This is a genomic window from Aeromonas sp. A04 (genome assembly GCF_047780465.1).
GTDB lineage: Bacteria > Pseudomonadota > Gammaproteobacteria > Enterobacterales > Aeromonadaceae > Aeromonas > Aeromonas bestiarum.
Genome location: NZ_JBLNHP010000001.1, coordinates 1,557,818 through 1,569,792, shown reverse-complemented (window position 1 = coordinate 1,569,792; position 11,975 = coordinate 1,557,818). Strand labels below are relative to the sequence as shown.

The following is an 11,975-nucleotide window of genomic DNA, read 5'->3' as shown; positions in this document are numbered from 1 at the left end:
GGCCTTTTTTCATGGGAGGGATGCGCCATCAGAGCGGTTTTTGCCACAGGCTCAGCAGCAGATCCTGTTCCAGCTCGTCCGGTCCCTGCTGGGTAAAGGCGTGGCGCTGTTCACCGCTGGCGCGCCAGCCGAGCCGGCTGGTTTCCAGGATGAAGCTGCGCAGGGACTGATCCATGGTCATGGCGAACTGGCAACGCTCCTGACCCAGGGGGGTGAGACCGCCGAGGGTGGGCCAGCTGAGGGGGTGTTCCATGCTCACAGGGTTGAGGCTGACCCTCAACTGCCACTGGTGGCGCGGGCCCGGTTGCAGGTAGAGCAGGTAACCGCCCGGTGCCAGCCAGCTGACCAGCTGCTCTGTCTTGACCTTGAGGTCGTTGACCAGCAGCACCTGGGCCGTACCCGGCAGGATAGGGGCGCGGGCCGGATCGGCGATGACGAACTGAGCGTCCGGCTGCGCCTTGTTGGCGGCGAAGATGGTGTTCTTGGCGATGTCGACGCCGGCAAATTGCCAGCCCGGCAGGCGCTCGGCCAGGGCGCGGCAGTAGTAGCCTTCGCCGCAACCCAGGTGGATCAGCTCGCGGGGGCCGAGCGGGGCGAGCAGGGCCGCCATGGCATCCACCAGTGGCGCCTGGTGACCCTGTTCCAGGAAGTTGCGCTTGGCGCGCATCAGGGCGCGGCTGTCACTGTCCTTGGGGTTCTTCTTGCCGGGAATGAGATCCAGATAGCCTTCCGGAGCCGGATCGAAATGGTGCTTGTTGTCGCAATAGACCCCGCGGGATGCTTCGTGAAGATGCAGGGGACTGCGGCAAAGGGGACATTGAAGATGCATACACACTCGCTTGGTTGAGGCCGGGGAAGGGCGTGCAGGATTATAGGGGAGACGATCAGAAAAGGCTGCCGTGGCAGCCTTTTTTATCCAACGGCCCTGTGCTGAGCCGTCAGGGAACCCTGTCAGCGGGTGCCAAACACCACTATGGTCTTGCCGTGGGCGGAGATCAGCTCCTGCTCTTCGAGCATCTTGAGGATCCGGCCTACGGTTTCGCGGGAGCAGCCAACGATCTGGCCTATCTCCTGACGGGTGATCTTGATCTGCATGCCATCCGGGTGGGTCATGGCATCCGGCTGTTTGGCCAGATTGAGCAGGGTCTGGGCGATCCGGCCGGTGACGTCCAGGAAGGCCAGGTTGCCGACTTTCTGACTGGTGTGCTGCAGTCGAGTCGCCATCTGACCGGAGAGACGCATCAGGATTTCCGGATTGACCTGGATCAGCTGACGGAACTTCTTGTAGGAGATCTCGGCTACTTCACAGGAGCCCTTGGCGCGCACCCAGGCGGAACGCTCCGGATTCTCGCTCTCCTCGAACATGCCCATCTCGCCCAGGAAGTCGCCCTGGTTCAGATAGGAGAGGATCATCTCCTTGCCTTCATCGTCCTTGATCAAGACGGCCACAGTGCCCTTGACGATGTAGTAGAGGGTTTCCGCTTTCTCACCCGCATGGATCAGGGTGCTCTTGGCGGGATACTTATGAATGTGGCAGTGCGACAAGAACCATTCCAGGGTGGGATCGCTTTGCGGTTTGCCAATGACCATGAGAATTCCTCTGTAGTGTCTTTTTATGGACTCGTGCGTCCGGGCAAGCTGCCAACCTTGCCATTCCTTGTATTAGTCGCAGTAGGATAAGAGCCTTTGTCTGTGCTGACAAGGCTTTGAGGGCTTTTGCCAGATCCCCTTGTTGCCTGCTGCGCTATCCCGCCCATTTTAGGGAAGATGGCGGCATCAGATGTTGATTTTGATCTAGTTCGCCTGCAAGTTCGCGAAAATGGCTGACATGTGCCGCTATAGCTCCGTCTGGGGTATGCTATGTCAGTCAGATCTGTCGTCATTAAGAGGAAATGTGAGATGAAAGCCAAGGTCAGCTGGGTGGAAGGCATGAAGTTTGTCGGCGAGAGTGAGTCCGGTCATCAGGTGACCCTGGACGGCGCCAACCCCGGCGAAGGTGCCAGCCCGATGGAGATGATCCTGCTGGCGGTGGGTGGTTGCAGCTCGATCGACGTGGTCTCCATCCTGGAGAAGGCGCGTCAATCCGTGACCGCTTGCCATGTGGAGCTGGAAGGGCAGCGAGTGGAGTCGGTGCCGCGGGTATTCGAGAAGATCCACCTCAACTTCGTCGTGACCGGCAAGGGACTGGCGGAGAAACAGGTGGCCCGCGCCGTGGATCTGTCGATGGAAAAGTACTGTTCCGTTTCCCTGATGTTGGAAAAAGCGGTAGAAATTACCCATAGTTATCAAATTCTTGAAGCCTGATAGCCGTGACTCTTCCGATTGAATAACACCATGACATAAGGAAAGTGCAATGAAAAACATGATCGTGTTACTTCCCCTGCTGGGGCTGGCGGCCTGCAGCATGCCGCAACCGACCCAGTACCAGTACAGCCAGTACCAGTGCGGGGAAGAGCTGTTGGCCGTGACCTATGATGCCCAGGCCGACATGGTGCAGTTCCCCTATGCCGGCGTGTATCACAAGCTGGGCCGGGTTGAAGCGGAATCCGGTGCCAAGTATTCCGACGGTGTCACCACCTTCTGGAATCAGGAGAAGCAGGCCCTCCTCACGCAAAAAGGGGTGACCCTGCTGACCTGTCAGCGCAAGTGATCGTCATGGTGTGATCGCAACGGCCTGCTCGCGCAGGCCGTTTTGTTTTATGGGGAAGGCGCTGTATCAGCGGGTCGGCAGGGCGTTCAGCATCTGGCTGGCCAGTTGCTGGCTCAGCTGGCGGCGTGACGCCTCCGGGATGGCCACGTCGCTGGCGAGTGAGATGGCGCTGCTCCACACCGCCTGCTGGGTGCGCCGGTCGAGCAGCACTATGGCCAGGGTACCCTTGCGATCGCCGGCCTTGGCCTGCAGCCCGGGCGTCATGCCGAGGCGGGCGAAGATCTCGCCATCACTCAGATCCTTGCTGCCCGCGACGCCGATGGCGACCCAGACATCGGCCTCGGCGAGCGGCACGCTCTGCCAGCCCTTGCTGCCCAGCTCCTGGTTGACCGCCTGCTGCACCGGCTCCAGCCAGCCCTCGGCACTGTCACCCGCATACTGGAACTGCTCGGCCAGCGCATAGCGCGGCGTCGCCCCGAACGGCCAGCTGGCCGCCGGTCGCACCACCATGGTGCCCGACTCGACGGTCGGGGCGGCGGGGCCGCTGCTGCAACCGCCCAGCAGGGCGGCCAATACCACAGAGAGAAACGCTAACCGCATCATAAACTCCTTGGCTCAGGTGATCTTGCCGGTTTCGAGCAGTTGCTGGATCAGCGGGCGCAGGATCAGCTCCATCGCGAAGCCCATCTTGCCACCCGGGACCACTATGGTGTTCATCCGTGACATGAAGGCGCCATCTATCATCGACAGCAGGTAGGGGAAGTCCACCTGCTTGATGCCACGAAACCGTATCACCAGCATACTCTCGTCCAGACTCGGGATCACCTTGGCACTGAAGGGGTTCGAGGTATCCACGGTCGGCACCCGCTGGAAGTTGATGTGGGTGCGGGAAAACTGCGGTGTGATGAAGTTGATGTAGTCGTCCATGGAGCGGACGATCGAATCGGTCACCGCCTCGCGTGAGTGACCCCGCTCCGAGGTGTCGCGAATGAGCTTCTGGATCCACTCCAGGTTGACGATGGGCACAACGCCGATGAGAAAGTCCACGTGGCGGGCCACGTTGTGATCCTCGGTGACCACGCCGCCGTGCAGCCCCTCATAGAACAGCAGGTCGGTGTCGGCTGACAGGTTTTGCCAGGGGGTGAAGGTACCCGGCATCTGGTTGAAGGGCACCGCCTCGTCGAAGCTGTGCAGGTAGCGCCGATACTGGCCGCTGCCGTTCTGGCCGTACTCCTGAAAGAAGCTCTCCAGCAGGCCGAAGTCGTTGGCCTCGGGGCCGAAATAGCTGATGTGGCGCCCCTGTTCGCGCGCCTTGCGGATCGCCACGTCCATTTCCGGTCGGGTGTAGCGATGAAAACTGTCCCCTTCCACCACCGCCGCTTTGTACCCCAGCTGATGAAACATGGAGCGAAAGGCGTTGGTGGAGGTGGAGGTGCCGGCACCGGACGAACCGGTAACCGCAATGATGGGATGCTTGGCCGACATAGAATTCTCTCTTCCTTGGGAGTTCCGTTATAAAGGCATGTTCCGAGTGCGGTCAAGTGCGCCGCTTGTCGGTACTGTCTTGCAACAGGCAGCCTGGCGTGACACTTGTCACCGGGTACTCAGTGATGAAGGGGGAGCGCAGGGGGAGTCGCGACACAAAAAAAGGGCTGACGATGCAGCCCTTATTGAGATGGCGCTGGCGCGCCGTCGTTTCGTATAGCCGGGGCTAGCTGGCGCCTTGCTTGCTCGCCGGTTTTATCCCCACCAGCACGGCCCCCAGCAGGATGAAGATCACCCCCACCGCCTTGCCCGGCTCCAGCGATTCGGCAAAGCTCGGTATGCTGACCGCCAGCAGATAGACCAGCGCATAGCTGGTGCTGAGCAGGGGATAGGCGATGTTGAGCGGAGTGGAATGCAGCGCCGCCAGCCAGCAGAGCAGCGACAGGGCGTAGCAACCCACCCCGGCGAGGATGACCAGCAGCGGCAGCGGATGGGCCAGCATGACGGCGAGATCCGCCTGCCAGGCGGGCAACTGGATCACCCCCCACTTCATGCCGAGCTGGGCCAGGGTCACCAGCAGTATGCTGCCGAGCACATAGAGATAGCCCTTGAGCGCGGGCTTCCCCGTCACCTCAGGTGCTTTGCCAACCCCACTCATAGCAAGCCTCCCAGCAAGAGGGCGCCAATGATGATGGCGCCAGCCCCCAGCCAGTTGTGATAGGTGATCTGCTCGTGAAAGAACAGCCGCGAGCCTATCAGCACCAGCACCAGATTGATGCTGAGCATGGGGTAGGCCATGCTCAGCGGCAGCCGCTGCAGCAGGTAGATCCAGAGCAGCATGCCGCTGCCGAGAGCCGCCACGCTGGCGATCAGCCAGGGTGACAACAGCTTCTGCCAGTGGCTGCAGGGCTGACGCTGCCAACTGATGACCGCCTGCTTTTGCAGCATCTGACCGCCGCAGGTCAGCAGGCACACCAGCAGCAGCAGCAGTATGTCCATCACTGGACCCCGTGATAGATCAGCAGGGTCAGCCGATGACTCACGATCGTCTCGTCAGCGGGGGGAACTGGGCCCGTGTTGCCGTCCCGATCCGTCTTCATCAACAGGGCAACCTGACCTTTTTTGCGCGCCTCTGCCAGCAAGGCAGGGAAGTCGGCGCGCGCCACGTAGCGCCCCTTGGCATCCGGGTAGCCCAGACCGTAATGCACCTCGCCCTTGCTGTCGAACAGGGTGATCTCGCTGCGCCGGGTTTCCCAGGCGAGGGAGGACGCCAGCCCCACATCGTTGGCCAGCAGGGTGGTGGACTGCATCAGCACGGCCTGGTTGGCCTCGATGAAGCGCTCCGGCAGCTTGGAGTCGATCAGGGATTGCGGCAGTGCCCAGGGCAGGCCTATGGCCAGCACCATGGGGCAGAGCGCGCTCAGGGTCCAGCGGCGGCTGACATCCTTCAACTGGATGAAACCGAGCAGAGCCCAGCCGGCAAAGATGACCATGGCCACCGCCAGCGCCCCATGATCCTCTTCGCCGTAGACGGCGTGGCTGGGGGAGAAGGCCAGCACGGCGAGCACCGCCAGGCAGATGAGGCCGAACAGGCCGTTCAGCCAGGCATTGACCCTGAAAGCTCGCTCTTTACCTTCCTTGAGCAGATCGACGGCGCTGGCGGCCATCAGCATGGCCAGCGGGGCGAAGCAGGGCAGAATGTAGGTGAGCAGCTTGCCCTTGGCGATGCTGAAGAAGAGGAACGGCAAGATGACCCAGGCCAGCAGATAGAGGGTCTCCGGGCTTATCTTGCGATCCTGCCAGCCCTTGCGCAGAGCACCTGGCAACAGGCCGAGCCAGGGCAGGGTGCCGAGCAGCCCCATGGGCAGGTAGTACCAGAATGGCGCCTTGTGCTGGGCGTTGTCCGCCGCGAAGCGCTGTATGTGTTCAATCCAGAAGAAGTAGTGCCAGTAGTCGGGCTCGCGCAGGTGCACGGCGATGGCCCAGGGGGCGGTCAGCAGGACAGCGCTCAGGATGGCCAGCGGCCCGAAGCGCACCAGCTCGAGCAGACGGCGTTGATAGAGGACGTAGGGCACTATGACGATGACGGGCACCGCCAGGGCGATGAAGCCCTTGGTGAGAAAGCCCATGCCGCAGGCGAGGCCGAACAGCAGGTAGCCGCCGATCCGGCTGCGTAGCGATCCCTCCTTGCGGATGATGTAGAAGCTGACCATGGCCGCGTTGAGCCAGAGGGTGACCATGGCATCGAGCACGCTGTAGGTGCCTATGCCGTAGACGATCAACAGCGACAGATAGATGAGGCTGGCGAGGAAGGCCTTGCGCCGGCACTGCCAGAGCTGCAGCGCGAACCAGAAGATCAGCACGGCGCTCAGGCCGGTGGCGGCAGCCGAGGCGAAACGCACGGCGAAGTTGGTGTCACCGAACAGCTGCTGGCTGATGCTGTTGAACCAGTAGCCGGCGATGGGCTTCTCGAAGTAGCGCAAGCCCAGGAAGTGGGGCACGACCCAGTCTCCTGTGCTCACCATCTCCCGGCTTATCTCGGCGTAGCGGTTCTCGTCGGGGCTCCATAGCGGCCGCTGGTCGAGCGGCAGCAGGTAAAAGAAGAGAAAGAACAGGGGCAGGGCCCACTTGGTCAACGTCATGACATCCTCTGTAGCATTGTGTGGTGAGCGCAATGGTTCATCATGCCGCCCTCAGGGGCCCGATGTGCTGCGTCATGGTTCATCCTGCCACTGTCTGGTGGCCTGACTTGTTGTGTCTGGTCTATGCGTCGGCCTTGCAGCCAAGCCAGCCCTCTCGCCCTGGCAGGGTGCCGCGTACCAGCCGCCCGGCGCCCAGCTGAGCGGGGTCGGATGGTAACAGATCCCCCAGCGGAACGAAGCGGATGCCGCGCTCCCTGGCTTCGCCGAGCAGGGCATCGAACTGCTCCGCCATCACGATCCCTTCCACTTCGGCGTGAATGGTGTAGACGTGAGGCGCCACCTGCGGCGGCGTGCAGAGCCTGCCCAGGATGAAAGCGTTGAACTGCGCCGCCGTCACCTCGGGGCCGACAACTTCATCGAAGGTGGGCAGATTGACCGGGATCTGCGGCGTACCGAGCCGCCCGTCCTGCAGCAGGGGCCGAAACAGGCCGCTGCCGCGACAGTCGCTGTTGTAGCGAAAGCCGAAATGTTCCTTGGCCTGGGTGGTGAGCGGGTCTGCCCGCCAGCCGGCGGCGGCGGAGCAGTCCACCTCCCGTCCCAGGATCTGGTTGAGCGCATCCACCCCGAGCCGGGTCTGGCGGATCAGTTCGGCCTCGCCCCAGCGTCCTGTGTTGGCCTGCCAGCCGTGGTGATCCCAGGCGTGCAGCCCCACCTCGTGGCGGGCGCTGTCGGTGTCGCGCATCAGGGAGCCCAGCTGTTTGCCGATGGACTTGCCGGGCCAGGCGGTGCCGGCCAGCAGTATGTCCAGCCCATAGAGGGATGCTGCGTTGGAGCGCAGCATCTTCAGCAAAAAGCGGGGTTTGAGCAGGCGCCACAGGTGGCGCCCCATGTTGTCGGGGCCGACCGAGAAGAAGAAGCTGGCCTTGACCTGATGCTTGTCGAGCAGTTGCAGCAAGCGGGGAACCCCGTCACGGGTCCCCCTGAAGGTATCAACGTCGATCCGCAGACCCACATCAATCATGCTCGACTCCCGTGGTGACCGCCCCTTGCAGGAAGAAGTCCAGGGTCTTGCCTATGGTCTCTTCCATTTCGATGGTCGGTTCCCAGTCGATCAGGCGGCGGGCATTCTTGATGCTCGGACGACGGTGGGAGACATCCTGATAGCCATCGCCGTAGAAGGACTTGCTCTCCACCATCTTGAAGCCGGCAAACGGCGGGAAGTGGTGGCGCAGCGGGTGTGCCTCGAACTTGGTGAGCAGCACCTCGGCCATCTGCTGGATGCTGGCCTCGTTGTCCGGGCTGCCGATGTTGATGATCTGGCCATCACAGCGGTTGCCCTTGTTCTCTATGATGCGGAACAGGGCCTCGATGCCGTCCTCTATGTCGGTGAAGCAGCGCTTCTGGGCGCCGCCATCCACCAGCTGGATCGGGGTGCCGTCCACCAGGTTCAGGATCAGCTGGGTGATGGCGCGGGAGCTGCCGATGCGGGCGGAGTCCAGGCTGTCGAGGCGCGGGCCCATCCAGTTGAAGGGACGGAACAGCGTGAAGCTGAGACCCTCTTTCTTGCCATAGGCCCAGATCACCCGATCCAGCAGCTGCTTGGAGACGGAGTAGATCCAGCGCTGCTTGTTGATGGGGCCGACGATGAGGCGGGATTCGTCTTCATCGAAGCTGTGATCGTCGCACATCCCGTACACCTCGGAGGTGGAGGGGAATATGATGCGCTTGTTGTACTTCACGCAGTAGCGAACGATCTTGAGGTTCTCTTCAAAATCGAGCTCGAATACGCGCAGCGGGTTGCGGGTGTATTCGATGGGGGTGGCGATGGCCACCAGCGGCAGGATCACGTCGCACTTCTTGATGTGATACTCGATCCACTCGGTGTGGATGCTGATGTCCCCTTCCACGAAATGGAAGTTGGGGTGGCCGATGAAGCGCTCCAGTGCGCTGGCGCCTATATCCAGCCCGTAGACCTCGTAACGGCCATCCTTGAGCAGGCGCTCGGTCAGGTGGTTGCCGATGAAGCCGTTGACCCCGAGGATCAGCACCCGGGTCAGGCGCTCCTTGCGCAGGGCATTGCTGGCCTTGGGGCCGAGCCGCATGCCGGCCACCAGACCCAGCTCACGGGCGAGCTGGGCGCCACGCACATAGAGGCCGCCTTCCGCCTGGCCGGCCACGATTTCCAGCACCCCTTCACCGCAGGCGATGCGCAGCGGATCCTGGCTGAGGATGGTGCCGGGCAGCTTGTCACTGGTCTGCTCGAGATGATTTGCCTTCCACACCGTCAGTTTGCGATCGCCGGCGAAGCTGAAGGCGCCCGGATAGGGCTGGGTGACGGCGCGCACCAGGTTGTAGAGCGCCTGGGCCGGGTTATCCCAGTGCAGCTCGCCATCGGCCGGGGTGCGGCGGCCATAGTAGCTGGCCTTGCTCTCATCCTGCGGGGTGAGCGAGATGTCGCCGGCGCGCAGTTTCGGCAGCTCGGCCTCCAGCAAGGTCCTGGCGGCGAGGCGCACCTTGCCGTGCAGGGTCAGCGCCGTGTCGGCGTCTTTTATCTCGACGGCCTGCTGAGCGACGATGGCGCCGGCATCGGGCCGCACCGTCATCTGGTGCAGCGTGATGCCGGTCTGGGTTTCGCCATTGACCAGACACCAGTTGATGGGCGCGCGGCCGCGGTAGGCGGGCAGCAGGGAGCCATGCAGGTTGAAGGCCCCGGCCGAGGGGATGTCCAGGATCGCCTGCTTGAGCATGTTGCGATAGTAGAAAGAGAAGAGGGCCTGGGGCGCCAGCTCCTTGATGCGCTCGACCCAGAGCGGATGGTTGACATCCTCGGGGGAGTAGACTGGCAGATCGTGCTCGGCGCAGAGCTGGGCTACCGAGCCGAAGAAGCGGTTCTCGCCGGGATCGTCGGCGTGGGTGAAGACGGCCTGGATCTCGTAGCCTGCCTCGAGGAGGGCCTCGATACCGGTACAACCGATATCGTGATAAGCAAAGACGACAACTTTCATTATTCAGCTTCCTGTTGCGAAGGGGTGGAGGCGGTGCGCACGACCTGATGGATGAAGTAGCGGGGACGGGCGCGCACGTCTGTGTACATGCGGCCTATGTATTCCCCCAGCAGCCCCATGCCCAGCAGCTGTACGCCGACGAAGGTGAAGAGAATGGCAAAGAGCGTGAAGACGCCATCGGCGGCCCAGTCTGCGCCCATCACGAAGCGCATCAGGATCAGCAGGATGGAGAAGGTGAAACCTATGCCCGCCACCACGCTGCCGACTATGCTGAGCAGCCGCAGGGGGGTGGTGGTCATGCAGGTGACCAGGTCATACATCAGGTTGATGAGGTGCATCAGGCCGTATTTGGATTCCCCGTGGGCCCGCTCGGCATGGCCGACTTCCAGTTCTATGGTGCGACGGGCGAAGCTGTTGGCCAGGATGGGGATGAAGGTGCTGCGCTCCTGGCAGCAGAGCATGGCGTCTATGATGTGGCGGCGGTAGGCCCGCAGCATGCAGCCGTAGTCGCTCATGTGCACGCCGGTGGCTCTTTGCACCGATTTGTTGATGAGGCGGGAGGCGGTCTTGCGGAACCAGGAGTCCTGGCGGTTGCGGCGCACCGTCCCCACCACGTCATAACCCTGCATGGCGGCCTCCACCAGACGGGGGATCTCCTCCGGCGGGTTCTGCAGATCCGCATCCAGGGTGATCACCAGATCCCCCTTGGCGGTCTCGAAGCCGGCCATGATGGCGGCATGTTGACCATAGTTGCGATTGAGCAGCACCCCGACCAGCTTGCTGCCGTCTTTGGCTGCGGCCTCGCTGATGATCTCGGTGGAGCCGTCGTGGCTGCCGTCATCGATGAGGATCACCTCGTAATCCTGGGGCAGGAGTTCGCAGGCGGCCGTGACCCGGCTCAGCAGCACGGGCAGGCTGGCCTCCTCGTTGTAGACGGGGATGATCACCGAAACCAGCTTGATGTCTGTGTTGTTCACGTGTCGTTACTCCAATATGTCGATGAGTGCCGCGACCACACGGTCAACGTCGGCCAGCGTCATGTCCGGGAAGAGTGGCAGGGTGCACAGGCGCGATGAGTTCCACTCGGTATGAGGCAGGCTGAGCGTCGGGTAGCGCTCGCGGTAGTATTTCTGGGTATGGGCGGCCCTAAAGTGCAGCCCTGTGCCTATGCCGCGCTCCTGCAGCGCCTGCATCAGCCGATCCCGGTCCAGACCACAGCGTTCGGGGTCGACCCGTACCATGAACAGGTGCCAGGCGTGCAGATGGGAATAGGCGGGCACGGCGAGCGGCATCAGCGGCAGGCCGGCCAGTTTTTCCTGATAGCGGGCCACCAGCTCGGCCCGTCTGGCATTGAGCTCGGGCAGACGCGCCAGCTGCACCAGGGCGATGGCGGCGTTGATGTCGGCCAGGTTGTACTTGAAGCCCGGGGTGATCACTTCCGCCTGCGGCTTGCGGCCCAGGCTCATGCGATCGAAGGCATCCACCCCCAGCCCGTGGAATTTGAGCATACGGGCCTTGTCCGCCAGCGCCTTGTCATCGGTCACCAGCATGCCCCCTTCGGCGCAGGTCAGGTTCTTGATGGCATGGAAGGAGAAGATGGCGGTGCCGGTGGCGCCAATCCAGCGCTCCCGGTAGCGGGTGCCGACCGCGTGGGCCGCATCTTCGATGACGGGGATGCCGTGCTGGCGTGCCAGGTCGAGGATAGGGTCCAGATCGACGGGGGCACCGGCGTAGTGGACCGGTATGATGGCTTTGGTCTTGGACGTGATGAGCGGGGCTATCAGCTCGGCGCTGGTCATCAGCGTGTCCCTGTCCACGTCGACGAAGACGGGTTCGGCGCCGAGCAGGGTGATGATGTTGATGGTGGAGACCCAGGTCTGGGAGGGGGTGATCACCTCATCCCCCGGGCCTATCCCCAGCGCCATCAGGGTGACGTGCATGCCGGCGGTGGCAGAGCAGAGTGCGACCGCATGCTGGCAGCCGAATGTGTCACAGAATTGCTGCTCCAGCTCGTGATTCTTCGGGCCGGTAGTGATCCAGCCCGATTTCAGCACCTCACAGACAGCACTTATCTCGGCATCGCCGATGGCGGGCCTCGAAAATGGCAGAAAATCTTGCATAAGCGATCCAACAATGAATATTAATCAGTGCCCAGCAGGCGGGGCAGCCCTAAAAATGATGCTCAACATATCG

At 62.5% G+C, this 11,975-nt stretch carries 13 protein-coding genes; 2 read left to right on the top strand and 11 right to left on the bottom strand.

Annotated elements, in window-relative coordinates; all coding sequences use genetic code 11:
* Nucleotides 1–28: 28 nt before the first annotated feature.
* Together ACM3N8_RS07195 and crp are read right to left on the bottom strand one after the other, a co-directional pair.
* Entirely contained in the window at nt 29–829 is an 801-nt protein-coding gene (locus tag ACM3N8_RS07195) for a putative RNA methyltransferase (RefSeq protein ID WP_098980613.1), read from the bottom strand.
* Between the two features lie 122 nt (nt 830–951).
* Nucleotides 952–1,590, bottom strand: coding sequence for a cAMP-activated global transcriptional regulator CRP (crp, locus tag ACM3N8_RS07190; RefSeq protein WP_042870085.1), 639 nt, complete (start codon nt 1,588–1,590; stop codon nt 952–954).
* 309 nt (nt 1,591–1,899) lie between these two features.
* Between crp and ACM3N8_RS07185 the strand changes: the two genes are divergently transcribed.
* Nucleotides 1,900–2,304, top strand: a complete 405-nt coding sequence (locus tag ACM3N8_RS07185) for an OsmC family protein (protein ID WP_005311765.1) — start codon at nt 1,900–1,902, stop codon at nt 2,302–2,304.
* 49 nt (nt 2,305–2,353) lie between these two features.
* Complete coding sequence (locus tag ACM3N8_RS07180) at nt 2,354–2,650, top strand: MliC family protein (protein WP_042870087.1); 297 nt, start codon at nt 2,354–2,356, stop codon at nt 2,648–2,650.
* Between the two features lie 66 nt (nt 2,651–2,716).
* Here the strand turns inward: ACM3N8_RS07180 and ACM3N8_RS07175 are convergent, their stop codons facing one another.
* The 9 genes from ACM3N8_RS07175 to arnB form a co-directional block, all read right to left on the bottom strand.
* Entirely contained in the window at nt 2,717–3,250 is a 534-nt protein-coding gene (locus ACM3N8_RS07175; protein WP_043135095.1) for a DUF4136 domain-containing protein, read from the bottom strand.
* A 15-nt stretch (nt 3,251–3,265) separates the two neighbouring features.
* Nucleotides 3,266–4,135, bottom strand: a complete 870-nt coding sequence (locus tag ACM3N8_RS07170; protein ID WP_042870090.1) for a phosphoribulokinase — start codon at nt 4,133–4,135, stop codon at nt 3,266–3,268.
* A 226-nt stretch (nt 4,136–4,361) separates the two neighbouring features.
* Nucleotides 4,362–4,793 carry a 4-amino-4-deoxy-L-arabinose-phosphoundecaprenol flippase subunit ArnF gene (gene arnF, locus ACM3N8_RS07165; protein ID WP_043135092.1) on the bottom strand — a complete coding sequence of 144 codons (432 nt, stop codon included), beginning with the start codon at nt 4,791–4,793 and terminating at the stop codon, nt 4,362–4,364.
* A complete protein-coding gene (locus tag ACM3N8_RS07160) occupies nt 4,790–5,134 on the bottom strand; it encodes an EamA family transporter (RefSeq protein WP_043135091.1) in 345 nt (114 codons plus the stop codon). Before ACM3N8_RS07160 ends, arnF begins: the two co-directional genes overlap by 4 nt.
* On the bottom strand, nt 5,134–6,777 hold the full coding sequence (gene arnT / locus ACM3N8_RS07155) for a lipid IV(A) 4-amino-4-deoxy-L-arabinosyltransferase (RefSeq protein ID WP_274452506.1): 1,644 nt from the start codon (nt 6,775–6,777) through the stop codon (nt 5,134–5,136). The genes ACM3N8_RS07160 and arnT overlap by 1 nt, the downstream gene beginning before the upstream one ends.
* 121 nt (nt 6,778–6,898) lie before the next feature.
* Nucleotides 6,899–7,798, bottom strand: coding sequence for a 4-deoxy-4-formamido-L-arabinose-phosphoundecaprenol deformylase (arnD, locus tag ACM3N8_RS07150; protein WP_274452505.1), 900 nt, complete (start codon nt 7,796–7,798; stop codon nt 6,899–6,901).
* The gene (gene arnA, locus ACM3N8_RS07145; RefSeq protein WP_416015785.1) at nt 7,791–9,782 is read right to left on the bottom strand and encodes a bifunctional UDP-4-amino-4-deoxy-L-arabinose formyltransferase/UDP-glucuronic acid oxidase ArnA; all 1,992 of its coding nucleotides are present in this window, start codon (nt 9,780–9,782) and stop codon (nt 7,791–7,793) included. Before arnA ends, arnD begins: the two co-directional genes overlap by 8 nt.
* Nucleotides 9,782–10,759, bottom strand: a complete 978-nt coding sequence (arnC, locus tag ACM3N8_RS07140; RefSeq protein ID WP_043135086.1) for an undecaprenyl-phosphate 4-deoxy-4-formamido-L-arabinose transferase — start codon at nt 10,757–10,759, stop codon at nt 9,782–9,784. The genes arnA and arnC overlap by 1 nt, the downstream gene beginning before the upstream one ends.
* Before the next feature lie 6 nt (nt 10,760–10,765).
* On the bottom strand, nt 10,766–11,902 hold the full coding sequence (gene arnB, locus ACM3N8_RS07135; protein WP_290063807.1) for a UDP-4-amino-4-deoxy-L-arabinose aminotransferase: 1,137 nt from the start codon (nt 11,900–11,902) through the stop codon (nt 10,766–10,768).
* Nucleotides 11,903–11,975 lie beyond the last annotated feature (73 nt).